Source organism: Rhizobium arsenicireducens, assembly GCF_964021225.1.
Genome location: NZ_CAXHYK020000001.1, coordinates 2980606 through 3006199, shown reverse-complemented (window position 1 = coordinate 3006199; position 25594 = coordinate 2980606). Strand labels below are relative to the sequence as shown.

23 protein-coding genes are annotated in these 25594 nt (G+C 61.5%); 19 read left to right on the top strand and 4 right to left on the bottom strand.

Annotation, left to right across the window (positions count from 1 at the left end; genetic code table 11):
* Positions 1–9: 9 nt before the first annotated feature.
* Positions 10–888: a GNAT family N-acetyltransferase gene (locus ACWPVA_RS14890; protein ID WP_454288424.1), complete on the top strand. Its 879-nt coding sequence runs from the start codon at positions 10–12 to the stop codon at positions 886–888.
* A gap of 89 nt (positions 889–977) precedes the next feature.
* Here the strand turns inward: ACWPVA_RS14890 and ACWPVA_RS14885 are convergent, their stop codons facing one another.
* Positions 978–3263, bottom strand: a complete 2286-nt coding sequence (locus ACWPVA_RS14885; protein ID WP_454288423.1) for an NADP-dependent malic enzyme — start codon at positions 3261–3263, stop codon at positions 978–980.
* 113 nt (positions 3264–3376) lie between these two features.
* Between ACWPVA_RS14885 and mutS the strand changes: the two genes are divergently transcribed.
* From mutS to murJ, 3 genes are all read left to right on the top strand, one after another.
* Entirely contained in the window at positions 3377–6112 is a 2736-nt protein-coding gene (gene mutS / locus ACWPVA_RS14880; RefSeq protein ID WP_454288422.1) for a DNA mismatch repair protein MutS, read from the top strand.
* Positions 6113–6211: 99 nt separating this feature from the next.
* Positions 6212–9022, top strand: a complete 2811-nt coding sequence (locus ACWPVA_RS14875; protein WP_454288421.1) for a [protein-PII] uridylyltransferase — start codon at positions 6212–6214, stop codon at positions 9020–9022.
* A gap of 2 nt (positions 9023–9024) precedes the next feature.
* Positions 9025–10593 carry a murein biosynthesis integral membrane protein MurJ gene (gene murJ, locus ACWPVA_RS14870; protein ID WP_454288420.1) on the top strand — a complete coding sequence of 523 codons (1569 nt, stop codon included), beginning with the start codon at positions 9025–9027 and terminating at the stop codon, positions 10591–10593.
* On the opposite strand, the gene ACWPVA_RS14865 is transcribed toward murJ, so the two are convergent.
* Positions 10590–11021 carry a YcbK family protein gene (locus tag ACWPVA_RS14865; RefSeq protein WP_454288419.1) on the bottom strand — a complete coding sequence of 144 codons (432 nt, stop codon included), beginning with the start codon at positions 11019–11021 and terminating at the stop codon, positions 10590–10592. The genes murJ and ACWPVA_RS14865 overlap by 4 nt on opposite strands.
* A 316-nt stretch (positions 11022–11337) precedes the next feature.
* On the opposite strand from ACWPVA_RS14865, the gene trpS reads away from it, so the two are divergent.
* The 15 genes from trpS to trmB all read left to right on the top strand — a co-directional run bounded on the left by trpS (position 11338) and on the right by trmB (position 24807).
* Positions 11338–12402, top strand: a complete 1065-nt coding sequence (gene trpS, locus ACWPVA_RS14860; RefSeq protein WP_454288418.1) for a tryptophan--tRNA ligase — start codon at positions 11338–11340, stop codon at positions 12400–12402.
* Positions 12403–12486: 84 nt separating this feature from the next.
* Entirely contained in the window at positions 12487–12978 is a 492-nt protein-coding gene (locus ACWPVA_RS14855) for a universal stress protein (RefSeq protein WP_454288417.1), read from the top strand.
* A 112-nt stretch (positions 12979–13090) separates the two neighbouring features.
* A complete protein-coding gene (locus ACWPVA_RS14850) occupies positions 13091–13654 on the top strand; it encodes a NifU family protein (protein WP_454288416.1) in 564 nt (187 codons plus the stop codon).
* 23 nt (positions 13655–13677) lie between these two features.
* A complete protein-coding gene (tsaB, locus tag ACWPVA_RS14845; protein WP_454288415.1) occupies positions 13678–14328 on the top strand; it encodes a tRNA (adenosine(37)-N6)-threonylcarbamoyltransferase complex dimerization subunit type 1 TsaB in 651 nt (216 codons plus the stop codon).
* A 5-nt stretch (positions 14329–14333) separates the two neighbouring features.
* Entirely contained in the window at positions 14334–14831 is a 498-nt protein-coding gene (locus tag ACWPVA_RS14840) for a GNAT family N-acetyltransferase (protein ID WP_454288414.1), read from the top strand.
* Positions 14832–14874: 43 nt separating this feature from the next.
* On the top strand, positions 14875–15303 hold the full coding sequence (locus tag ACWPVA_RS14835; protein ID WP_454288413.1) for a Fur family transcriptional regulator: 429 nt from the start codon (positions 14875–14877) through the stop codon (positions 15301–15303).
* Between the two features lie 29 nt (positions 15304–15332).
* Positions 15333–16130: a lysophospholipid acyltransferase family protein gene (locus ACWPVA_RS14830; RefSeq protein ID WP_454288412.1), complete on the top strand. Its 798-nt coding sequence runs from the start codon at positions 15333–15335 to the stop codon at positions 16128–16130.
* Positions 16131–16185: 55 nt separating this feature from the next.
* Positions 16186–17592, top strand: a complete 1407-nt coding sequence (miaB, locus tag ACWPVA_RS14825; protein ID WP_454288411.1) for a tRNA (N6-isopentenyl adenosine(37)-C2)-methylthiotransferase MiaB — start codon at positions 16186–16188, stop codon at positions 17590–17592.
* Positions 17593–17631: 39 nt separating this feature from the next.
* Positions 17632–18687: a PhoH family protein gene (locus ACWPVA_RS14820; RefSeq protein ID WP_454288410.1), complete on the top strand. Its 1056-nt coding sequence runs from the start codon at positions 17632–17634 to the stop codon at positions 18685–18687.
* Positions 18688–18701: 14 nt separating this feature from the next.
* Positions 18702–19208: an rRNA maturation RNase YbeY gene (gene ybeY, locus ACWPVA_RS14815; protein ID WP_454288409.1), complete on the top strand. Its 507-nt coding sequence runs from the start codon at positions 18702–18704 to the stop codon at positions 19206–19208.
* A gap of 12 nt (positions 19209–19220) precedes the next feature.
* Entirely contained in the window at positions 19221–20429 is a 1209-nt protein-coding gene (locus tag ACWPVA_RS14810; protein ID WP_454288408.1) for a transporter associated domain-containing protein, read from the top strand.
* A gap of 101 nt (positions 20430–20530) precedes the next feature.
* Positions 20531–22120, top strand: coding sequence for an apolipoprotein N-acyltransferase (gene lnt, locus ACWPVA_RS14805; protein WP_454288407.1), 1590 nt, complete (start codon positions 20531–20533; stop codon positions 22118–22120).
* Between the two features lie 147 nt (positions 22121–22267).
* Complete coding sequence (locus tag ACWPVA_RS14800; RefSeq protein WP_454288406.1) at positions 22268–22687, top strand: helix-turn-helix domain-containing protein; 420 nt, start codon at positions 22268–22270, stop codon at positions 22685–22687.
* A gap of 174 nt (positions 22688–22861) precedes the next feature.
* A complete protein-coding gene (gene metK / locus ACWPVA_RS14795) occupies positions 22862–24100 on the top strand; it encodes a methionine adenosyltransferase (RefSeq protein ID WP_454288405.1) in 1239 nt (412 codons plus the stop codon).
* Between the two features lie 5 nt (positions 24101–24105).
* On the top strand, positions 24106–24807 hold the full coding sequence (gene trmB, locus ACWPVA_RS14790) for a tRNA (guanine(46)-N(7))-methyltransferase TrmB (RefSeq protein WP_454288404.1): 702 nt from the start codon (positions 24106–24108) through the stop codon (positions 24805–24807).
* Positions 24808–24816: 9 nt separating this feature from the next.
* On the opposite strand, the gene ACWPVA_RS14785 is transcribed toward trmB, so the two are convergent.
* Both ACWPVA_RS14785 and ACWPVA_RS14780 read right to left on the bottom strand, forming a co-directional pair.
* Positions 24817–25074, bottom strand: a complete 258-nt coding sequence (locus ACWPVA_RS14785) for a BQ00720 family protein (protein ID WP_454288403.1) — start codon at positions 25072–25074, stop codon at positions 24817–24819.
* Between the two features lie 49 nt (positions 25075–25123).
* Positions 25124–25552, bottom strand: a complete 429-nt coding sequence (locus tag ACWPVA_RS14780; protein ID WP_454288402.1) for an Hsp20 family protein — start codon at positions 25550–25552, stop codon at positions 25124–25126.
* Positions 25553–25594 lie beyond the last annotated feature (42 nt).

The window sequence follows — 25594 nt, the reverse complement described above, 5'->3', positions numbered from 1 at the left end:
CGAGTCGCTATGAGCATTGAACTTTTGGATCGAGTGTCCCTGGTTGATGGTGCCGCGCAGTCCAGTGGTGCGGCGGCCAGGCCGTGGGAAAACCTGCTCGGACGCATCGGCAGTCTTGAGACCAGGATCGCCCGCAACGAACGCGAGATCGATGCCGCCCAGGCGGTTCGCTACCGCGTGTTCATTGAGGAAATGGGCGCACAAATCGCCCCGGACTCGGCACGCCGCAAGCGTGACATTGATGCCTGGGATCCGGTCTGCGATCATCTCCTGGTGCTGGACCGCTCGGTCGAAGGGGATCCGGAGGATCAGATCGTCGGCACCTACCGGCTGCTACGTCATGACGTGGCGCGAAACCATGGCGGCTTTTACTCGGCGACAGAGTTCGATGTCGAGGCCCTCATGGCACGCCATCCGGACAAGCGATTCATGGAACTTGGTCGTTCGTGCGTCCTGCCGGAATACCGCAGCAAGCGCACCGTCGAACTGTTGTGGCAGGGCTGCTGGGCCTATGCCCTCATGCATCGTGTCGATGCCATGTTCGGTTGCGGATCTTTTCCTGGCATTCGACCGGAAGAGCACGCGCTGGCGCTTTCCTTCCTTTATCACAATGCGGTCGCCCGCGACGAATGGGCGGTCCGAGCACGCCCGGAACTATATCGCGAAATGGACCTGATGCCGATCGAGGCAATCAACCCGCGCAAGGCGCTTGCCGCCATGCCGCCGCTGATCAAAGGGTATCTGCGTCTCGGTGCGATGATCGGCGAGGGGGCGGTGGTCGATCACGCCTTCAACACCACCGACACACTGATCGTGCTGCCGATTTCCAGCATCTCCGATCGCTATCGCAATCACTACGGTGCTGACGCGGGCCGTTTCGCCAGCTGATTTTAACGCCGGTCAGTGGGCAAAAAAAGGCCCGCCGAACCTGAAGTTCGGTGGGCTTTGTCGTGTCGGCAAAGCGGTCTTCTTTTGCTTCATTCAGCGGCGTTGTAGGCGGCGATTGCCGCCATGTTGACAATGTCCGTGTCCTTGGCGCCGTACTGGGCGATCTGCACCGATTTCTGCAGCCCGACGAGTAGCGGGCCGATTACCGTCGAGCCGCCGAGTTCCTGCAGCATCTTGGTCGAGATCGAGGCCGAGTGGATTGCCGGCATGACGAGCACGTTGGCAGTGCCAGACAGACGGCAGAACGGATATTGCTCCATGCGATGCGCGTTGAGCGCGACATCCGCACCCATCTCGCCGTCGTATTCGAAATCAACCCGGCGCTTGTCGAGAATCTTCACCGCCTCGCGCAAGCGTTCGGAGCGCTCGCCGGTCGGATGGCCGAAGGTTGAGTAGGCGAGAAGCGCTACGCGCGGCTCGTAGCCGAGACGACGGGCAAGGCCGGCGGCCTCTTCGGCGATGTCGGCGAGTTCTTCCGCAGTCGGCATGTCGTGCACGGCTGTGTCGGCGACCAAAACCGTGCGGCCGCGCGTGAGGGCCAGCGAGACCCCGATCACCCGATGGCCCGGCTGGGGGTCGATGCAGCGGCGCACGTCCTCAAGCGCTGTCGAGTAGTTGCGCGTCGTGCCCGTCACCATGGCATCGGCATCGCCCAGCGCCACCATGCAGGCGGCGAAATGGTTGCGGTCGGTGTTGATCAGACGCTGGCAGTCGCGCAGGAGGTAGCCTTTGCGCTGCAGGCGGGAATAGAGATATTCGGTATATGCCTCGACACGGTTTGAGATGCGCGCATTGACCACTTCGATACCGGGACGGTCGAGATCGATGCCGGCGCGTTCGGCGGTTTCCTTGAGCGGCGCGTCGCGGCCGAGCAGGATGGCGGTGCCGAGCCCCTGATTGACGAAGGAGATCGCTGCCCGCATGACCTGCTCTTCTTCGCCTTCGGCGAAGACGACACGTCGCGGGTTCTGCCGGATGCGCTCGTAGAGCCTCTGGGTGGTGGCGGCGATCGGGTCGCGACGGGCGGAAAGTTCGCGGCTGTAGGCATCAAGATCGTCGATTGCCTTGCGAGCGACACCGGTTTCCATCGCTGCCTTGGCAACCGCCACCGGAATGGCCGAGATAAGGCGCGGGTCGAAGGGCACGGGAATGATGTATTCCGGTCCGAAGCGCGGCCGGTTGCCCTGATAGGCGGCGGCGACATCGTCAGGCACATCCTCACGCGCGAGGCTTGCCAGAGCATGGACGGCGGCGATCTTCATCGCGTCGTTGATCTGCGAGGCACGCACGTCAAGCGCCCCACGGAAGATATAGGGAAAGCCGAGCACATTGTTGACCTGGTTCGGATAGTCCGAGCGGCCCGTCGCCATGATCGCGTCGGCGCGGATTTCGGCGACCTCTTCCGGCGTGATTTCCGGGTCGGGATTGGCCATGGCGAAGATGATCGGGTTCGCCGCCATCGAGCGGATCATGTCAGTGGAAAAGGCGCCCTTCTGGGAGAGGCCGAGCACGACGTCGGCGCCTTCCATGGCTTCCGTGAGCGTGCGGCGGTCGGTCTTGATCGCATGCGCCGACTTCCATTGGTTCATGCCCTCAATGCGGCCCTGGTAGATCACGCCCTTGGTATCGCACAGGATGATGTTGGCAGGATTGAAACCCATCGCCTTGATGAGCTCGATACAGGCGATCGCGGCAGCACCGGCGCCGTTGCAGACGAGTTTTGTCGTCTTGAGGTCGCGTCCCGTCAGTTCGAGTGCGTTCAGCAGGCCGGCCGCGGCGATAATCGCGGTCCCGTGCTGGTCGTCATGGAAGACGGGAATGTCCATGAGCTCGCGCAGGCGGCTCTCGATGATGAAACACTCGGGCGCCTTGATGTCTTCGAGGTTTATCCCGCCGAACGACGGCCCCAGATACCGCACGCAGTTGATGAATTCCTCGACATTCTCGGTATCAACTTCGAGATCGATCGAATCGACGTCGGCGAAGCGCTTGAAGAGCACCGCCTTTCCCTCCATGACCGGCTTTGCCGCAAGCGCCCCGAGATTGCCGAGACCGAGGATCGCCGTGCCGTTGGTGATGACGGCGACCATATTGCCGCGCGTTGTGTAGTCGTAGGCGGTCGCGGGATCGGCAGCGATCGCCTTGACCGGCACGGCGACGCCCGGCGAATAGGCGAGCGAGAGGTCGCGCTGGGTGGCCATGGACTTGGTCGGAGTGATCTCCAGCTTGCCGGGCCGCCCCTGCGAGTGGAAGTCGAGCGCTTCCTGCTCGGTCACCGACGTCCTGCTGCGCTCCTTGCCATCCTTGCTTGCCATGTTCCCTCGAACCTTGTTGTGGGCAGCCTTGCCTTGGCCGTCCTTGGTGGTTGTTTTTGCTTGCCTTAGGTCGTTAGTGTTGCACGACTTCCTCTTCAAGAAAACGTTAGACAGTGACAATCAACAGCGCCCCCACCAATGAGGTCCTGAACACCGCCGAGCTTGCCTCGGAGGAAAGTCGCGCGTCGGCAACCCCGATGATGGAACAGTATATCGAGATCAAGGCCAACAATCCGGGCAGCCTGCTGTTCTACCGGATGGGTGATTTCTACGAGCTGTTCTTCGAGGATGCGGTCGAAGCCTCGCGGGCGCTCGGCATCACGCTCACCAAGCGCGGCCAGCATCTCGGCCATGACATTCCAATGTGCGGCGTGCCGGTCCATGCTGCCGACGACTACCTGCAGAAGCTGATCTCGCTCGGTTTTCGGGTGGCGGTTTGCGAACAGATTGAGGATCCGGCCGAGGCGAAGAAGCGCGGGTCGAAATCTGTGGTCAAGCGCGACGTTGTGCGTCTGGTGACCCCCGGCACGCTGACCGAGGAAAGGCTGCTGTCGCCATCGGAATCCAACTACCTGATGGCGCTTGCCCGCATCCGGGGCGGAGCGACCCCGCAATTGGCGATCGCCTGGATCGACATCTCGACCGGCATCTTCCGTCTTGCCGAGACTGACGAGGGCCGCCTGCTCGCGGATATCCTGCGGATCGAGCCACGCGAACTGATCGTCGCCGATACGCTGTTCTTCGATCCCGAGCTGAAACCCGCCTTCGACGTGCTGGGGCGCGTGGTGGTGCCGCAGCCGGCCGTGCTGTTCGACAGCGCCACGGCGGAAGGTCGCATCGCCCGCTATTTCGGCGTCAAAACACTGGATGGTTTCGGCACGTTCAGCCGTGCCGAGATCGCCGCTGCGGCCGCCGCCGTTGCCTATGTCGAAAAGACCCAGATCTCCGAGCGCCCGCCGCTCGGGCTACCCGAGCGCCAGAGTGCCGCCTCGACCCTGTTCATCGATCCCGCCACCCGCGCGAATCTCGAGCTGGTGAAGACGTTGTCGGGCGATCGCAACGGGTCGTTGCTGAAGGCGATCGACCGGACCGTCACCGGCGGCGGCGCTCGCCTCCTGTCCGAGCGGCTGATGTCACCGTTGACCGACCCGGATGCGATTGCCGGCCGCCAGGATTCCGTCGCCTTCATGCTGTCCGAGCCGTCGCTCTGCGACCGACTGCGCGATGGTTTGAAGCGCGTGCCGGACATGCCGCGCGCGCTCTCGCGGCTGGCGCTCGAACGCGGTGGCCCGCGCGACCTCGGCGCCATCCTGCAGGGGATCGCCACGGCCGGCGAAGTCGCGGCTCTCCTTGGCGCTGCGGCGCTTCCGCAAGAACTGGCCGCAGCCGTTGTCGATCTCGAGGCTCTGCCCAACGGCCTCGCCGACCTGCTCGGCGCGATGCTCTCCGAAGACCTCCCGCTACTGAAGCGTGACGGCGGGTTCCTCAAGGCTCGTGCCGTCCCTGAGCTTGACGAGGTTCGGGCGCTGCGCGACCAATCGCGCCGGGTGATTGCCGGTCTGCAACTGCAATATGCCGAGGAGACCGGCATCAAGTCGCTGAAGATCAAGCACAACAATGTGCTCGGCTATTTCATCGAAGTGACCGCCGGCAATTCCGGGACGATGACGGAAGGGGAGGCGGCCAAGGCCCGCTTCATCCACCGCCAGACTATGGCAAGCGCCATGCGCTTCACCACGACCGAGCTTGCTGATCTCGAGACCCGAATCGCCAATGCCGCCGGGCAGGCGCTGGCGATCGAACTCGAGGCCTTCGAGCGGATGACGGCGGAGGTTGTCGCCGCCGCCGAGCCGATCAAGGCGGCGGCGCGCGCGCTGGCGGTGATCGACGTCGCGGCAGGGCTTGCCGCCCTTGCCGAGGAGCAGGGCTATTGCCGGCCGCTGGTCGACGACAGTTCGATGTTTTCAATCGTCGCCGGACGGCATCCGGTGGTCGAACAGGCGCTGCGCCGCCAGTCGGCGAGCCCGTTTATCGCTAACGACTGCAATCTCTCGCCGTCCGAGACCGGTTCGGACGGGGCGATCTGGCTGCTGACCGGCCCGAACATGGGCGGCAAATCGACCTTCCTGCGCCAGAACGCCCTGATCGCCATCCTGGCGCAGATGGGCTCCTTCGTGCCGGCGGGCGCCGCCCATATCGGCGTGGTCGATCGCCTGTTCTCCCGCGTCGGCGCCTCCGACGACCTGGCGCGCGGCCGTTCCACCTTCATGGTTGAGATGGTCGAGACGGCGGCCATCCTCAACCAGGCGACCGAGCGCTCGCTCGTCATCCTCGACGAGATCGGCCGCGGTACGGCGACCTTCGACGGCCTGTCGATCGCCTGGGCGGCGGTCGAGCATCTGCATGAGGTCAATCGCTGCCGCGCGCTGTTCGCCACCCATTTCCACGAACTGACGGTGCTTTCGGAAAAGCTTGGCCGCCTTTCCAATGTCACCATGCGGGTTAAAGAATGGGACAATGACGTCATCTTCCTGCACGAGGTCGGTCCAGGCGCCGCGGATCGCTCCTACGGTATCCAGGTGGCGCGTCTCGCCGGCCTGCCGGCCTCGGTCGTGGCGCGGGCGCGCGATGTGTTGACCCGCCTGGAGGATGCCGATCGCAAGAACCCGGCAAGTTCGCTGATCGACGACCTGCCGCTTTTCCAGGTCGCCGTGCGTCGCGAGGAGGCAAAGAAGGCGGGGTCTTCCAAGGTCGAGGAAATGCTGAAAGGCCTTGATCTCGACGACATGACGCCGCGCCAGGCACTCGACGCCCTCTATGACTTGAGGAAACAACTTGGCAAGCCTTGAGGGCTAATATCCCTGTCCAAGGCGCCCGAAAGGCGTTATAGCGCCATCCGTCGCCGGCCTTAGGGCAGGCCGATAAGCCGAAGAAAGCATGCCGCAGCAATGGCCATGACCGAACTCGAATACGGCGACCTGCTCGACGTCGCCGCCCTCAAGGCCGATTGCGAGGCCGTCGCGCTCGCACATTCCGGTCACCTGCTTGACATCCGGGCCGGGCTGTTGCCGATCCTCAAGAAGGTCAGCGCCGACGGCCGGGAACTGGCCAGGGAAAAGCTGTTCCAGGATGGCAGCGGGATCAATTGCGCCCGGCGGATCTCGTGGATTCAGGACCAGTTGATCTCGGCGATCTTCGATGTGATCGTGCGCCATGTCTATCGCGACAAGGCCGACATGGTTGCCGTCTCGGCGGTTGGTGGCTATGGCCGAGGTACGCTGGCGCCGGGTTCGGATATCGACCTCCTGTTCCTGACACCACCCAAGTTGACGGCCGACATGCACAAGGCCGTCGAATTCATGCTCTACCTGTTGTGGGACATCGGATTCAAAGTGGGTCATGCAACCCGCACAGTGGATGAGTGCATGCGGCAGTCGAAGGACGACATGACGATCCGCACCGCCATTCTGGAGACCCGTTTCGTCTGCGGCCAGGAGGCACTCGTCACAGAACTACAGCGCCGCTTCGACCAGGAAGTGACCAGTAACACCGCCCCGGAATTCATCGCCGCCAAGCTGGCCGAGCGCGACGAACGCCACCGAAAGTCCGGTGACAGTCGCTATCTCGTCGAGCCCAACGTCAAGGAAGGCAAGGGCGGCCTGCGTGATCTGCAGACCCTGTTCTGGATCGCCAAATATCGCTACCACATTCGCGACGCCGGCGATCTCGTCCGGCTTGGCGTGCTTTCCCGCCAGGAATGGCGTCTGTTCGAGAAGGCCGACGACTTCCTCTGGGCGGTGCGATGCCACATGCACTACCTGACCGGCAAGCCGGAGGAACGCCTTCATTTTGATATCCAGCCCGAGATCGCCCGCAATCTCGGCTACCAGCCGCGCCCCGGCCTTTCCGCCGTTGAGCGCTTCATGAAGCACTATTTCCTGGTGGCGAAGGATGTCGGCGACCTGACGCGGATCTTCTGTGCGACGCTCGAGGAGCAGCAGGCCAAGGCCGCGCCGGGCTTGAGCGGCGTGATCGGGCGTTTTGCCAATCGCGCCCGCAAGATCCCCGGTACGCCGGAGTTCATCGAGGACCGCGGCCGCATTGCTCTGGCCGATCCGGACGTCTTCAAGCGCGATCCGGTGTCGATCATGCGACTCTTTCACGTCGCCGACCTGAAAGGGCTGGAATTCCATCCCGACGCCCTGAGGGCCGTGACCCGCTCGCTGGCGCTGATCGACCACGATTTCCGCGAGAACGAGGAGGCGAACCGGCTTTTCCTTGCTATCCTGACGTCGCGCCGTGATCCGGGCTTCGTGCTGCGGCGGATGAACGAGGCCGGCGTTCTCGGCCGCTTCATCCCCGAATTCGGCAAGATCGTCTCGATGATGCAGTTCAACATGTATCATCACTATACGGTCGACGAGCATCTGATCCGCACCGTCGAGGTGCTAGCCGAGATCGATAAAGGCAACGCGCAGGAAATCCATCCTCTGTCGGCCAAGGTGCTGCCAAGCATCGAGGATCGCCAAGCCTTCTATGTGGCTGTCCTGCTGCATGATGTCGCTAAGGGGCGACAGGAGGATCATTCAATCGCCGGCGCAAAGGTGGCGCGAAAGCTCTGCCCGCGCTTTGGCCTCAGTGCCAAGCAGACGGAACTGGTCGCCTGGCTGATCGAGCAGCATTTGCTGATGTCCATGGTCGCCCAGACGCGCGACCTGCATGACCGAAAGACGATCACCGACTTCGCCGAGAAGGTTCAGTCGCTCGATCGGCTGAAGATGCTGCTGGTGCTGACCGTCTGCGACATTCGTGCGGTGGGGCCGGGCGTGTGGAACGGCTGGAAGGGGCAGCTGCTGCGGACGCTCTACTACGAAACCGAACTGCTCCTGTCTGGCGGCTTTTCCGAAGTGTCGCGCAAGGATCGTGCAAAGCATGCGGCCGAAATGTTGACCCAGGCACTTGGCGACTGGAGTGAGAAGGACCAGAAGGCCTATACCAGACTTCACTACGAGCCTTACCTGCTTTCCGTGGAGTTGGAGGATCAGGTACGCCACGCGCATTTCATCCGCGAATCGGACCTTGCAGGCAAGGCGCTTGCGACCATGGTGAGGACCCATTCCTTTCACGCAATCACCGAGATCACGGTGCTCTCTCCCGACCATCCGCGGCTCTTGTCGATCATCGCCGGTGCTTGCGCGGCAGCGGGTGCCAACATTGCCGATGCGCAGATCTTCACGACCTCCGACGGCCGCGCGCTCGACACCATTCTGATCAACCGCGAGTTCCCGATCGATGAGGACGAGATGCGCCGCGCCGCAACGATCAGCAAGATGATCGAGGATGTTCTCTCCGGCCACAAGCGACTGCCCGAAGTGATTGCCACCCGCAGCAAGGGCAAGAAGAAGAACAAGACCTTCCCGGTCCAGCCGCATGTGACGATCTCGAACACGCTCTCCAACAAGTTCACCGTTATCGAGGTCGAATGCCTTGACCGCATCGGCCTGCTCGCAGAAATCACCGCCGTGCTGTCCGATCTTTCGCTCGACATCCATTCTGCCCGCATCACCACCTTCGGCGAGAAGGTCATCGACACCTTCTATGTCACGGATCTGGTCGGGCAGAAGGTCACCAACGAGAATCGCCAGGCGAGCATCGCCACGCAGCTGAAGGGGGTCATGGCCGAGCAGGGCGATGAGCTACGTGACCGGATGCCGTCCGGGATCATCGCGCCGCAGGTCCAGAAAAAGGCCAGGGTCTGACCATGGGACTGGTGAAGAAGTTCGCCACGGTCGGCGGTGCGACGCTTGGCAGCCGCGTCTTCGGCTTTGCCCGCGAAACGCTGATGGCGGCCGCGCTCGGAACCGGCCCGATGGCCGACGTCTTCTATGCCGCCTTCCGTTTCCCCAACCTCTTCCGACGGCTCTTTGCCGAAGGCGCCTTCAACGCCGCCTTCGTGCCGCTTTTCGCCAAGGAGATCGAGGCGAACGGTGTCGAGGGGGCCAAGCGCTTTTCCGAGGAGGTCTTCGGCGTCCTGTTTTCGGTCCTGATGCTGATCACCATCGTCATGGAACTCTCCATGCCGCTCCTGGTGCGATGGGTGATCGCGCCGGGTTTTTCCGATGATCCGGTCAAATACTCCCTGACCGTTCGCCTCGCCGCGGTCATGTTCCCCTATCTGATGTGCATGTCGCTGACGGCCATGCTGTCCGGCATGCTGAATTCGCTGCATCACTTCTTCGCGGCCGCCATCGCTCCAGTTTTCCTCAATGTCCTGATGATCGGTGCACTGTTCTGGGCGCTCTACACCGGTGCCGACCCGGCAATGACAGCATGGTACCTGTCGTGGTCCGTTCTCGCCGCGGGGGTGCTGCAGATGGCGGTCGTCTATGCCGGCGTGCGCCATGCCGGCATCAGCATCGGCTTCCGGTTCCCGCGTATCACACCGAACGTGAAGCGCCTGCTGATACTCGCCGTTCCGGCGGCGGTGACGGGCGGGATCACCCAGATCAACCAGATAATCGGTCAGGCGATCGCCTCGGGTAAGGAAGGTGCCATTGCCGCGCTTCAGTATGCCGATCGCATTTACCAGCTGCCGCTCGGCGTCGTCGGCGTTGCGGTGGGCGTCGTGCTGCTGCCCGAACTCGCGCGCGCGCTGAAGGGCGGGCACGTGAAAGAGGCTGGCAACATCCAGAACCGGTCGATCGAATTCGTGCTGTTCCTGACGCTGCCGGCTGCGGCTGGCCTCTGGGTATTGTCCGACGTGATCATCCGCGTGCTCTACGAGCGTGGCGCGTTTTCGCAGGAGAATACCGTTGTCGTGGCTGGGATCCTCGCCATCTATGGCATCGGTCTACCGGGTTTCGTCATGATCAAGGCGTTGCAGCCGGGCTTCTATGCACGCGAGGATACCCGCACTCCGATGCGCTTCACGGGCGTCTCCGTGATGATCAATTCCGCCCTGGCGATCTCGCTGTTCCCCATTCTCGCCGAACGTGGCATTGCGATTGCAGAAGCTACTGCCGGCTGGATCAACACCGTCCTGCTTTTTATCACGCTCCATCGCCGTGGCCACCTCACTTGGGAATGGGCTCTGTTCACCCGCACGCTGCGCCTTATATTCGCTGCGGCGATAATGGCGGTCACGCTGGTCTACCTGTCCGGCTATTGGTCGGCCTGGCTCGCGCCGGAGGTGTCAGTGCTCCACCAGGTGGCGGCACTCGGCGGCATGGTGGCCATCGCGATGGTCGTCTACTTCACCATCGCCTTCGCAATCGGCGGCGCCGACATCGGCATGCTGCGGCGGAACCTGAAGCGCAAGCCCAAAGCCTAGCCTCGCCGGCAGTGGCTCCAGGTGCGCTTGGGGCCGATGTCGACATGGACAAGACCGTTGCAGTAGCGGCCGACGCCGCCGATGCCCGGAGCGCTGGCCGCGGCTGCGAGCACACGCTTCTCAGAGACGCCCGGCACGCGAATGTCCGCCGCATAGCAGTGGCTGTGTTGCGACTTGCCGGAATGCGGGCGATGGCCCGACGTGATGATCGGCTTGCGGCCGGTCTTCGCCGCGATATGGGCGAGGATCCGCCTGAGTTCCGTCGGAAAGCAATTGGCCCGGACGCTGACACGTTGCAGGGTGTAGGCGGCGGTGTAGTCGTGCTTCAGCTTGACCACGCGGCGCTTCTCTCCCTCTCCAGCGAGAGCTGCGGTATTGAGACTGAGCGTCAAGAGGCAGGCAAGCGCGACGCGAAAAATAATGTGCATGATATCCCCCCCTGGGAAGGACCTTTCGTCATGAAAGGTTATCTAGGATGCAAGAGGGCATTTCATTCCCAAAAGTGACGTAAATAAGGAGGCATTTGCTCCATATTAGGATTCCTGATGCCTTAATTCTTAATTCGCGTTAATCACAACTTGTAGTCCCGTCTGTTTTCGATCGCATTTGGCAGTCGCACTCTGCTCTAGATCGGAGTGCGACGGAGCCAATCTGACCCTTGATTGTCGACCGGCCGGGGTGCATAAGCCGCTGGCATATTTCGATCGACAGATCGGGCCCTCCACCAGCCTGTTGAGGACAATCATGGGTGAGTTCAAGCCGCTGGTCTTTTCCGGCGTTCAGCCGACCGGCAACCTCCATCTCGGCAATTATCTCGGTGCGATTCGCAAGTTCGTCGCGCTCCAGGAACATCACGATTGCATCTATTGCGTCGTCGACTTGCACGCGTTGACGGCACAGCTTGTCCATGACGACATGCCGAGCCAGATCCGCTCGATCACCGCCGCCTTCCTGGCGAGCGGCATCGACCCGAAGAGCCATATCGTCTTCAACCAGTCGGCGGTGCCCCAGCATGCCGAGCTGGCCTGGATCTTCAACTGCGTCGCCCGCATTGGCTGGATGAACCGCATGACGCAGTTCAAGGACAAGGCGGGGAAGGACCGGGAGAACGCGTCCCTTGGCCTCTATGCCTATCCGAGCCTGATGGCGGCAGACATTCTCGTCTACCGGGCCACCCATGTTCCGGTTGGCGAAGACCAGAAGCAGCATCTGGAACTGACCCGCGACATCGCCATGAAGTTCAATCTCGACTTCGTGGAGCATATCCGCCGCACGGGCTTCGGCATCGACATCAAGGTTGGTGAGGAGCCGGTGCATGCCTATTTCCCGATGGTCGAGCCCCTGATCGAGGGGCCGGCGCCCCGCGTGATGAGCCTCAAGGACGGTACCAAGAAAATGTCGAAGTCGGATCCGTCCGACCTGTCGCGTATCAACCTGATGGATGACGCCGAGGCGATCTCCAAGAAGATCCGCAAGGCCAAGACCGATCCGGATGCGCTTCCCAGCGAGACGGAAGGTTTGAAGGGGCGTCCGGAAGCGGACAACCTCGTCGGCATCTTCGCGGCGCTCTCCGATCGCTCCAAGGGCGATGTGCTGAAGGAATTCGGTGGCCAGCAGTTCTCGGTGTTCAAACCGGCGCTTGTCGAGCTTGCGGTCGATGTTCTGTCGCCGGTCAATGGCGAAATGCGCCGCCTGATGGGCGACACCACGTATATCGACAGCGTCCTGCGCGACGGTGGCGAAAGGGCGCGGGCAAGAGCGGATAAAACCATGAAGGAAGTCCGCGACATTCTCGGTTTCGTGCAGTAAAGTCGCCGAAATTCGGACGGCTGGAGTTTCGGCGCCAGCCGTAGGAACGGCCGAAGTTAAACCCATTCTGCGGCGGGGTACCCTATGGTTTCAACACGCCTGTCACGCCTCGAGGGTCACCGCCGCAAGTTCCTGGCGGTGATCGACAATACGCCGGAATGCTTGCGCGCGATGCATTACGCGGGCCGCCGCGCCAAGAACTCGAATGGCGGCCTATTGCTGATCTACGTGATCCCGGAAGGGGATTTCCAGCAATGGCTGGGGGTCGAGGAGATCATGCGGGCCGAAGCGCTCGAAGAGGCGGAGGCCGTGATGGCCAAGGCGGCACAGACTGTGCGCGAGACCATCGGTATCGAGCCGGAAATTGTCATCCGTGAGGGCAATGCCGCCGCTGCGATCAATACCCTGATCGAGGAAGACCGCGATATTGCGATCCTCGTCTTGGCTGCGGGCTCCACCAAGGAGGGACCTGGACCGCTGGTGTCGATGATCGCCGGGCGCGGTGCGGCCTACCCGATCCCGGTCACCGTCCTGCCCGATACGCTTACCAACGAGGAAATCGACGCGCTCTGCTGATCCGCTTCGTGGCAAATGTCAAATCAAGCTTGAAGGCCGTCGCGTTCGGGCCTATTTTCTTTTGAAGCATTCTAAATTGAACGGCGGTCCTTGAAGCCGCTCGGAGGTTCCCATGTTCATACAGACCGAAGCCACGCCGAACCCGGCGACCCTCAAGTTCCTGCCCGGCAAGGTGGTCATGGAATCCGGCACCGCCGAATTCCGAGACGCCGACAGCGCTGCCGTCTCGCCTCTGGCGGCCCGCATCTTCTCGATCCCCGGTGTGACCGGGGTCTTCTTCGGCTATGATTTCGTCACCGTCACCAAGGACGGCCCGGAATGGCAGCACCTGAAGCCGGCGATCCTCGGCACGATCATGGAGCATTTCATGAGCGGCGCGAAGGTCATGGGCTCGGTTGCCGCCGCCAATGACGAGGACGGCGAAGAGGAGTTCTTCGATGCCGGCGACGAGACCATTGTCGCGACCATCAAGGAATTGCTAGAAACCCGGGTTCGCCCGGCCGTTGCCCAGGACGGCGGCGACATCACCTTTCGCGGTTTCAAGAACGGCAAGGTCTATCTCAACATGAAGGGCGCCTGCGCGGGTTGCCCGTCCTCGACCGCGACGTTGAAGCACGGTGTGCAGAACCTCCTGCGCCACTTCGTGCCAGAGGTCCAGGAAGTCGAAGCGGTCTGATCGCGGCCGGATGGGAGCGAGGAATGATCGTATTGGCGATCGATACGGCCGGGGTCGATTGTTCCGCAGCCGTCTATGACGGTAAGGCCAAACGCCTGCTAGGCGAATCGACCGAGATGATCGGTCGTGGGCATGCGGAAAAGCTGATGGCGACGATCGATGCGGCTTTGGAGGCCGCCGGATGTCAGCTTTCGGCGATCGAGCGCATCGCTGTGACGATAGGGCCGGGTTCATTTACCGGGATAAGGGTGGGCGTTGCAGCGGCGCGTGGCCTTGCGTTGTCGCTCGGGGTCGAATCCATCGGCGTTTCGACGCTTCCCGTTCTCGCCCACATGGCACCCAAGGAAGGCTCTCCCGTAATCGCAGCCATGGATGCCAAGCGCGGTGAAATCTATCTCCAGCGCTTTTCGGCCACGCTGGAGCCTCTTGGCGAAGCGGAAATGGTTTCCCTCGATGGCTTCAGGGTGCTCGCCTCTTCCGGGGAATGGCGGGTCACGGGTTCTGCGGCACCTCTGCTGTCGGATCCGGCGGCGGTGACGGAAACGGACCGCTTCTCGATTTCCATCGTTGGTCAGCTTGGCGCCGAAGCGAAAGCTGCAGGCAAGCCGAAGCCGCTATACTTGCGCGGACCCGATGCAAAACCGCAAACGGGTTTTGCAGTCTCACGGGCGTGAAATCCATGCTGGACACCTATCTCAAGCGTAAACCGGAGTTTGAAATCGTCCCGATGGCAGCGGAACACTGCGCCGCCGTGGCCGAATTGCATGCCCAGCGGTTCTCGAAGGCCTGGAACGACGGCGAATTCCTCAGCCTCTTGCTGCAGCCGAATTCTTTCGGTTTCGTCGTCTGGCAGACCAATACGCTAATCTTCAAGGCGCCGCTCGCCGGTTTCGTGCTGGCGCGTGAAACGGCGGGTGAAGCCGAGATCCTCACCATTGCCGTCAGCGAAAAATCCGGCCATTCCGGTCTCGGGTGGCGGTTGATGCAGGCGGCGATGCGCGAGGCCGGCAATCGGGGCGGAGAGGCCATGTTCCTTGAAGTCGATGACGCCAACGAGCCGGCCCTGGGCCTCTACCGCAAGCTCGGTTTCCACAAGGCTGGCGAGCGGCCTGCCTATTATGCCGACGCAAGTGGACGGCGATCCTCCGCGCTTGTCATGCGGCGCGATCTTCGATAGTTGCCTCTGACATACGTCCGACATGCGCGGGAACCTTGTGGTCATGACCGAAGCACCCAAATCGCTGGAAGAATTGTGCGTCGAGCGCGGCATGCGCATGACGGAGCAGCGCCGGATCATTGCGCGGATTCTCGAGGAGTCTGCCGACCATCCGGATGTTGAGGAGCTCTACCGGCGCTCGGTCAAGATCGATGCGAAGATTTCGATCAGCACCGTCTACCGCACGGTCAAGTTGTTCGAAGATGCCGGTATCATCGAGCGTCATGACTTCCGCGATGGCCGTTCGCGCTACGAGACAGTGCCGGAAGAGCATCATGACCATCTGATCGACCTGAAGACCGGAGTGGTCATCGAGTTTCACTCTCCGGAAATCGAGGCACTGCAGGAGCGAATCGCCCGCGAACACGGTTTCCGGCTTGTCGACCACAGGCTTGAGCTTTACGGCGTTCCGCTTGCCAAGGACGAAGGCTGAACGATGCGTCGGTCATTTGGGGTGGGCGCGTGATCAACTGGTTGAGGGTCGCGCTTGTCTTGCTGGCGATCGTGATCATGACGCTTCTCCTTGCGCCAATCCAGCTTCTGGCTCTGCGGTTCGACTGGAGGCTCCGCCGCCGGCTTCCCCGTGTCTGGCACAGTGTCGCGTGTCGCCTGATCGGCATCCGGATCGAGACTCATGGCACGCTCGAACGCCATCGTCCTTTGATGATTGCCGCCAACCATGCGTCTTGGAAGGACATTCTGGTCCTCGGAGCGATCGCCGACGTCGTCTTCATCGCCAAGACGGAAGTGGCACGCTGGCCTGTCTTCGGGTTGCTCGCCAGGCTGCAGAAAAGCATTTTCGTGGTGCGCGAACAGAAACGCCGCACCGGCGACCAGGTGAGCGAGATTGCCGAACGTATGGCCGACGGCGAGATCGTCGTGCTGTTTCCCGAAGGCACGACCTCCGATGGCAACCGTGTTCTCGACGTGAAGACCTCCCTGTTCGGTGCCGCCGCCGCCGCCCTGCCGCTGGCGCCCGAGGGTGTCGTCTATGTCCAGCCGGTGGCGATTGCCTATACTCGCGTGCATGGTATGCCGATGGGACGTTATCACCGTCCGATCGCCGGCTGGCCTGGCGACGTCCGTATGGTGCCGCATCTCCTTGGTGTATTGAAGGCCGGGGCGATCGATGTCGACGTCAGCTTCGGCGAGGTCGTCGAGTACCGCCAGGGCGGAAATCGCAAGCAGGTAGCAGCACTTGTGGAAAAACGAATCCGCAACATGTTGCTTGACCATCTGCGCGGCCGGCTCTGGCGTTGAACTACGTCAACACTTTTCGGTTTAATCCGTCGGCAAAAACCACTAGATAGCCCGCATGACACAGGACATCGCATTTTTTGCCACGCCGGGTGAACCGGAAGAGGGCGCAGCCGTTGGCGAACGCAAGGTCTTCATCAAGACCTATGGCTGCCAGATGAACGTCTATGATTCCGGCCGCATGTCCGACGCGCTTGCCGCCGAAGGCTATGTGCCGACCGAGGACATGGACGATGCCGATCTGGTGCTGCTGAATACCTGCCACATCCGCGAGAAGGCGGCCGAAAAAGTCTATTCCGCGCTTGGTCGGCTGCGCGAAACGAAGAAGGCACGTGCCGCCGAGGGCCGCGAATTCATGATCGGCGTCGCCGGCTGTGTCGCCCAGGCGGAAGGCGACGAGATTGCCCGACGGGAACCTGCCGTCGATGTGGTGATCGGCCCGCAGACTTATCATCGCCTGCCGCAGGCGCTGCGCCGCGCCCGTACCGGTGAGCGGGTGGTCGATACCGAATATGCACTCGAAGACAAGTTCGATCATCTTCCCGACCCGACCGAGGTCAAGGGCAGGCTGCGCAGCGTGACCGCATTCCTCACCGTGCAGGAGGGCTGCGACAAGTTCTGCACCTTCTGTGTCGTGCCCTATACGCGTGGGTCGGAAGTCTCCCGGTCGATAACCCAGATCGTCTCGGAAGCCGAGAAGCTGGTCGCCACGGGCGTGCGCGAGCTGACCCTGCTCGGACAGAACGTCAATGCCTGGCACGGTACGGACGCGGCGGGCCGGGCCATCGGTCTGGGCGACCTGCTCTACAGGTTGGCGGAGATCCCCGGCCTTGCCCGGTTGCGCTACACGACCAGCCATCCGCGTGACATGGACGACCGGCTGATCGAGGCGCATCGCGATCTCAGGATACTGATGCCCTATCTGCACCTGCCTGTGCAGTCCGGCTCGGATCGGATCCTCAAGGCGATGAACCGCCGCCACAAGGCTTCCGAATACATCGCACTCGTCGAGCGCATTCGTGCCGTCCGGCCGGATATCGCCTTGTCCGGCGATTTCATCGTCGGCTTTCCCGGCGAGACGGAAGCGGATTTTGAGGCGACCATGGATCTGGTCGAAACCGTCGGCTACGCCCAGGCCTATTCGTTCAAATATTCGACACGGCCCGGCACGCCGGGTGCGGATCTTCCCGATCATGTGGCGGAAGAGGTGAAGGTCGAGCGCCTGGCCCGGCTGCAGGAATTGTTGCTAAAACAGCAGCAGGATTTCTCCCGCTCCTTGATCGGACGAGAAATCGACTTACTTCTGGAAAAACCCGGCCGCATGCCCGGTCAGTTGATCGGTAGATCTCCTTGGCTGCAGTCTGTGAATGTTGATGCAAATGCGTCGAAAATCGGTGACATTATCAATGTACGAATCACCGCAGCCGGCCCGAACAGCTTGTTTGCCGAGGTGGCAGAGGGTTAGAGTGAGGGCCAGAACCTGACCGAACAGGAGCCTGATCGCTTGAACCCACAAGAAGTGATCTCTTCATCCGCCCGCAACCTCCCTGCCCCCGTGACCGACGCCAATCACTTCATCTTGACGTTCGAGAACAATCGATTTGCAAGCGAGCTCTTCGGTCAGTTCGACCAGAACCTGAAGCTGCTGGAAGATCGGCTGCAGATCGAAGCGCGGGCGCGCGGTAATTCCGTGTCGATTTCCGGTGATCTGCTCGCCACCAACCAGGCGCGGCGTGCGCTGGATTTCCTTTATGCACGGCTGCAGAGCGGCGGCTCGGTGGAAGCATCCGACGTCGAAGGTGCGATCCGCATGGCGGTGGCTGCCGACGATCAGTTGACGCTGCCGACCATGGAGCGCAAGGCTAAACTTTCGATGGCGCAGATCGCCACGCGCAAAAAGACGATCTCGGCCCGCACGCCGACGCAGGACGTCTATATGCGGGCGCTGGAGCGCTCCGAACTGGTCTTCGGCGTCGGCCCCGCCGGCACCGGCAAGACCTATCTGGCAGTAGCTCATGCGGCGCAATTGCTGGAGCGTGGTGTGGTCGACCGTATCGTGCTGTCCCGTCCGGCGGTCGAGGCAGGCGAGCGTCTCGGCTTTCTGCCCGGCGACATGAAGGAGAAGGTCGATCCCTATCTTCGGCCGCTCTATGACGCGCTTTACGACATGATGCCCGGCGACAAGGTCGAACGCGCGATCACCGCCGGCGTGATCGAGATCGCGCCGCTTGCCTTCATGCGCGGCCGCACGCTGGCCAATGCTGCGGTGATCCTCGACGAAGCGCAGAACACCACGTCGATGCAGATGAAGATGTTTCTGACGCGTCTCGGCGAGAATGCGCGGATGATCGTCACCGGAGACCCGAGTCAGGTCGACCTGCCGCGCGGTGTGAAGTCCGGCCTTGTCGAGGCGCTGCAGATCCTGAAGGGCGTGGACGGCGTTTCGTTTGTGCGCTTCAAGGACGCCGATGTCGTGCGCCATCCGCTGGTTGGCCGCATCGTTAGGGCCTATGACGCGCAATATGCGGTTCAGGACGAAAGCGAGCAGACCGACCGTTAGGCCGGATAGCAATGATGCCGAAACTCGACATACAGATTGCCGTCGAAGCCGACGGGTGGGCGGGAGAAGCCGAACTCGAAGGCCTGGCGGGGCGCGTCCTCGAGACGGCGGCCGAGTATCTGCGGAGTGAGGAAAATCAGCCATTTCCCGCGATGCCGATCGAGGTCTCGCTGGTTTTTTCGAGCGACGAACAGGTACGTGAAATCAACGCCGAATGGCGCGGACAGGACAAGCCTACCAATGTTCTGTCCTTCCCGGCTTTTCCGCTGTCGCCCGGCGGCAAGCCCGGCCCGATGCTCGGCGACATCATCGTGGCGCGCGAGACGGTGGAGCGCGAAGCGGTGGATCTCGACAAGAGCTTCACGGACCATCTGACCCATCTGATGGTCCACGGTTTTCTGCATCTCTTCGGCTATGATCACATGGACAGCGAGGGAGCGGAAAGAATGGAGAGCCTTGAGACTCGCATTTTGGCCTCACTTGGACTATCTGATCCCTATGCGGGGCATGACCCGGTTTGACAGTTTGGAATGATGAACGATTTTGCGACGAGACTGGCCCCTGAGGCCAATGAGGGATCAGAGGGCTCCTCTTCGGAAGAGGGTGGAAGTTCTTCGAGGCCGGAGAATTCCGGCCGCACACACACCTCTTTCTGGACACGTGCCGCCCGAATCTTGCGGCGGCCGCAGACTTCAAGCCTGCGCGAGGACCTGCACGACGCCCTCAAGGCCGATGCTGGCACGAGCGATGTGTTCACCCCCGAAGAGCGAGCGATGCTGCATAACATCCTGCGCTTCCGCGAGGTGCGTGTCGAGGACGTCATGGTGCCGCGTGTCGATATCGAGGCTGTTGATCAGAACATCAGCATTGGTGAACTGATGGTTCTTTTTGAAGAATCCGGTCGTTCGCGCATGCCGGTCTATTGCGAAACGCTCGACGATCCGCGTGGAATGGTCCATATCCGCGACCTTCTTTCCTATGTGACCAAACAGGCGCGCAACAAGCGGCGCAATGGATCGCGAACGGCCCAGTCGGTTGCCGACAAGGCTGCGGCGGATAAAGCCGAGAAGGCGGAGAAGCCATCACGCGCCGCCAAGACAGATTTCGACCTGGCGCGTGTCGACCTTTCGAAGACTGTCGCCGAATGCGGCATCGTCCGCTCGATCCTCTTCGTCCCGCCCTCCATGCTCGCCTCCGATCTTCTCAGCCGCATGCAGGCCGCCCGCACCCAGATCGCGCTGGTGATCGATGAATATGGCGGCACCGACGGACTGGTCTCCCATGAAGACGTCGTGGAAATGGTCATCGGCGATATCGAAGACGAGCATGATGACGAGGAGGCCATGTTCAGCCGCATGTCGGATGACGTATTGGTGGCCGATGCGCGGGTCGAACTGGAGGAGATTGCCGCTGCGATCGGTTCCGATTTCGATGTTCGTGATCAACTCGACGACGTCGATACACTGGGTGGTCTGATATTCGCCGCTCTGGGCCGGATCCCGGTCCGCGGCGAGGTGGTTCAGGCGCTGCCTGGCTTCGAATTTCATATTCTCGATGCCGATCCCCGTCGTATCAAGCGCGTGCGTGTCGTGCGCAAGCGGCCGGCGGCACGTCGGCGCGTCACGAAGGGCGACGGCGATGTTCCGGCTCCGGCCAAGGCCGCCAAGGTGAAGACTGCAACGGCTGCCGATCCTGTTATCCTCGACGAAGCCCCTCCCATGGACATTGACGGCAAGGCCTGACCTTCCGGGTCCCGGCAATCCGTTGCTATCCGCACGACAAGTCCGGTGTTTTTTGGAACACTGCGGGCGGATTGATTCGGGGCAAGGGGAAAACAATGGGCATGGAACAGCTGGCCGGCAGGATCATGCTGCTCGGAGGGGCGAAACGCGCGTTTCTAGCGTTTCTCGCCGGGGCGTTGGGCGCGCTGGCCTTGCCGCCTGTCGGCTTCTTCGCAGTCCTGTTCATTTCCTTTCCGATTCTGGTCTGGATGCTGGATGGAGCCTCTGGCAGCCCCGATCGTGCCCATTCCTTCGGCTTGCGTTCTGCCTTCGTCACCGGCTGGTTGTTCGGTTTTGGCTATTTTACCGCAGGCCTGTGGTGGCTCGGCAATGCGCTGCTTCTCGAGGCGGAGGAATTTGCCTGGGCGCTGCCGCTGGCAGTGTTGGGGTTGCCGGCGGTGCTTGCGCTGTTCTATGGAGCGGCGACCATGCTGGCGCGGCTGGTCTGGTCCGACGGTATGGGGCGGATCGCGGCGCTCGCCGCAGGCTTCGGCCTGGCGGAATGGCTGCGCAGCTTCCTGGCCACCGGTTTCCCCTGGAATGCCATTGGCTATGCGGCCATGCCGATCCCCCTGATGATGCAGTCGGCAGCCCCGCTGGGATTGTTCGGCGTGAGCACGCTGGCCGTCTTTGTCTTCTCTGCGCCGGCCCTCCTCGGAACCCGCAAGGGGCTGGGGCCAGGACTTCTCCTGGCGGGGCTGCTGTTCGCCGCCCATCTCGGTTACGGCGCCTATGTGATCCAACAGCCTCTGCCCGAGGGCGGTAAGACAGTGACGGTGCGGCTCGTGCAGCCGGTGATCGACCAGGTGCGGAAGCTCGAAAACGCCGACAGGATCGATATATTCAATCAGCATCTGGAACTGTCCGCCCAGCCGGTCGAGCCCGGAAATCGGCAACCCGATATCATCGTCTGGCCGGAGACTTCCATACCCTTCATCCTGACCGAGCATCCAGACGCACTCGCGCGGATCGCCGATGTGTTGAAGGACGGGCAGGTGCTGGTTACCGGTGCCGTGCGCGCCGAGGACCTGGGCGCAGGGCAAGCGCCACGCTATTACAATTCGGTCTACGTGATCGACGACAAGGGGCAGATTCTATCGGCGTCCGACAAGGTTCACCTCACGCCCTTCGGCGAGTATCTTCCCTTTGAACAACTGCTGCGCTCCATGGGTTTCGACAACCTCATCAGCCTGCCGGGCGGATTCTCGCCGGCTTCGGAGCGCATGTTGCTTTCCCTTCCTTCGGGTCTCGGCCTCTATCCGCTGATTTGCTACGAGATCATTTTCCCTGACGAGATCGACATTCCGGCAGGCAAGGCCGGAGCAATCGTGAACCTGACGAACGATGCATGGTTTGGTGCTACACCCGGCCCCTATCAGCACTTCCTTCAGGCCCGAGTCCGCGCAGTGGAGACCGGTCTGCCGCTCATTCGCAGCGCCAATAATGGAATTTCGGCCATTGTTGATCGCCGGGGGCGAATTATTTCCGGCATGGCGCTGGACGTACGAGGGGCTGTCGATGCAACCTTTGGTGTTGTTTATGCTTCAAGTTGGGACAATACGGATCGCTCACTAAACTTCTGGTTGGTTATGCTTGTTGTGGCATCGGCTGCGCTGATTTCACGCATGGGTTTTATTTTCAGGACGAATTGACCAAAAACCCCTAAAATTGCATAGTGGATTTAACCACGGGTCGCTACGTATGCTCTAAGCTCCTGATTGGCGTGTGCAACGCCACGTTATGGTCCGTCCGGAGCAGAGGGTTATGGTGGGATTGCCAACACTTGTCAGGATTGCAACATGATTGAGAATAAGAAGAAGCCGAACCCGATTGACATTCATGTCGGCAGCCGGATTCGCCTTCGCCGCACCATGCTGGGCATGAGCCAGGAGAAACTGGGCGAGAGCCTCGGCATCACCTTCCAGCAGATCCAGAAATACGAAAAGGGCACCAATCGTGTCGGCGCCAGCCGCCTGCAGAACATCTCGAATATTCTGAATGTCCCGGTTTCCTTCTTCTTCGAAGACGCACCAGGCGATCAGTCATCGGGCGCTGCCGGAATGGCCGAGGCGTCGAGCTCCAACTACGTGGTCGATTTTCTGTCCTCGTCGGAAGGTCTGCAGCTCAATCGCGCTTTCGTGAAGATCACGGACCCAAAGGTTCGTCGCAAACTGGTCGACCTGGTCAAGGCGTTGGCGGCGGAAGCCGACGCGGACTGACCGCCGGGATGCCCAGAATTGCTTGAGTTGAAAGAAGCGGCTGTTCGGCCGCTTTTTTATTGGCTGGACAGAGTGAAATGTCGACATAAAGATATATTTATGTCGTTGTCTCCTTGTTTTTCGCGCGTGAACTGACTAACAAGGGCGATGCCTGTTCTTTGAGGGGAATCCCGCATGCGCGAAAACTATCTTTTCACCAGCGAATCTGTGTCCGAAGGTCATCCGGACAAAGTCTGTGACCGCATTTCCGACGAAATCGTCGATCTGGTTTACCGGGAAGCCGCCAAGACCGGTGAAGACCCCTGGAACGTGCGAATCGCCTGCGAGACCCTGGCGACCACCAACCGCGTCGTGATTGCTGGCGAGGTTCGCCTCCCCGACAGCCTGATGAAGACCGACAAGAATGGCAAGCAGGTTATCAATCCCTCGAAGTTCAAGTCGGCTGCGCGCAAGGCGATCCGTGACATAGGTTACGAGCAGGAGGGCTTCCACTGGAAGACCGCGAAGATCGACGTGCTTCTGCATTCGCAATCGGCTCATATCGCCCAGGGTGTCGACAAGGCCGCCGACCATGACAATAGCGAAGGCGCCGGAGACCAGGGCATCATGTTCGGCTATGCCTGCCGCGAGACGCCCGACCTGATGCCTGCGCCGATCTATTACGCTCACCGCATCCTCCAGCTGCTCGCAGCCGCCCGCAAGAAGGGTGAGGGGGATGCCGGCAAGCTTGGCCCCGACGCCAAGAGCCAGGTGACCGTTCGTTACATCGACGGCAAACCCTTCGAAGTGGTGTCGATCGTGCTTTCGACCCAGCACCTCGATGAGAGCTGGGACTCTAAAAAGGTTCGTTCGGTCGTGGAGCCTTATATCCGCGAGGCGCTCGGCGACCTGAAAATTGCCGACGACTGCAAGTGGTACGTCAACCCGACCGGCAAGTTCGTCATCGGCGGCCCGGACGGCGACGCCGGCCTTACTGGCCGCAAGATCATCGTCGATACCTATGGCGGTGCGGCCCCCCATGGCGGCGGCGCCTTCTCCGGCAAGGATACCACCAAGGTTGACCGTTCGGCGGCTTACGCCGCCCGTTACCTTGCCAAGAACGTCGTGGCTGCCGGTTTCGCCGACCGTTGCACCATCCAGATTTCGTACGCGATCGGTATTGCCCAGCCGTTGTCGATCTATGTCGACCTGCATGGCACCGGCAAGGTGACCGAGGACGAGTTGGAGGCGGCGCTCCGCCAGGTTATGGATCTATCCCCGTCGGGTATCCGCCGCCATCTTGACCTGAACAAGCCGATCTATGCTAAGACGTCCGCTTATGGCCACTTCGGCCGCAAGGCTGGCCGTGACGGTTCCTTCTCCTGGGAGAAGCTCGATCTGGTCAAGCCGCTCAAGGATGCTCTCAGGGCTTAAGTTGGATGACGGAAGCGGAACGCAGGACAAGGTCGACCGAGGCTTTCTTCGGTCGGCGCAAGGGAAAGCCTTTGCGCGACCAGCAGGTCGAGCGAATGGCAACCCTCCTGCCGGCGCTGAAGATCGACCTGGCGTCTAAGGCGCCGGGCGACATCAAGACGCTCTTTCCGCTCGCCGTGCAAAAGGTCCGTCTCGAGATCGGCTTCGGCGGAGGCGAACACCTGGCGCACCGTGCCCGCACCAATCTCGATACCGGCTTCATCGGTGTCGAGCCTTTCGTCAATTCCATGGCCAAGCTCCTGGCCGTGGTCGAGGCGGAGGGGCTGAATAACATCCGTGTTCATGACGATGACGCCACCCAGCTGCTCGACTGGCTGCCGGAGGGCTCGATCGATCAGATCGACCTGCTTTATCCCGATCCCTGGCCGAAGAAGAAGCACTGGAAACGGCGTTTCGTCTCGCAGGTCAATCTCGACCGCTTCCATCGTGTGCTGAAGCCGGCCGGGCTGTTCTGCTTCGCCTCCGACATCGATACCTATGTCAACTGGACGCTTCAGCATTGCCTGCGGCACGGCGGCTTCGAATGGACGGCGCGCAACGCAACCGACTGGCTGACCCCATTTCCCGGTTGGCCGGGGACACGCTACGAGGCAAAGGCCAAACGCGAAGGCCGCGCCTCGGCCTATCTCACATTCCGCAAGACTTGATACGGACGGTCAGTGAAGACTGACCGTCTTGAGGTCGTCCTCGGCTGCCTTGTAAAAGGTGCTGGACCGGTTGTCGGTCAGGAGGATCGGCGTCCCGTCGGCGCCGAACAGCGCCCAGAGGTCGAGGCTGGGGTCGATATCCGGCGCTTCCGGAAAGCAGCGGGACACTTCTTCGGAACGCATCTTGCGAATGTATCCGACTTCACCAGCACCAAGATGGGCCAGTTCGGATTGGGTAAGACGCGCGTTCACTTCTCTCATCAACATTCCGGTCCTCCACCAATGAGGGAGCTACGGCACGATCATGCCGTTAACCCTACTGTGCAGACGAGATGTTAATTTTTTGCACCATTTGCGCCGAGATGGGACGGATCAGATCAATTGACAGAAGACCGTTGCGCAAGCTCGCGCTCAGCACGTCCATGCCCTTCTCCAGACGGAAAACGCGCTGGAAATGGCGCGCCGCAATGCCGCGAAACAGGTATTCCGGTTCGACGCGCTCGGCCTGCCGGCCGCGGATGATGAGGTGACCCGCCTCGACGGAGACTTCCAGTTCGTCCTCGCCAAACCCCGCGACAGCAAGCGTTATACGAAGCCGATCATCCTCGTTGGCGGCGTCCGATCGAACGCGCTCGATATTGTAGGGCGGATAGCCGTCGCTGGCTCGGGCAATCTGCCCCGGTACCGGTTCGGTAATCCCGAGACCGATAAGCAAAGGGTTTCCTGTCGTCCTTGTGTTTCTCATCGACCATCCTTACGCAATGCGCGCCGCCCTCGGGCTCGGTGA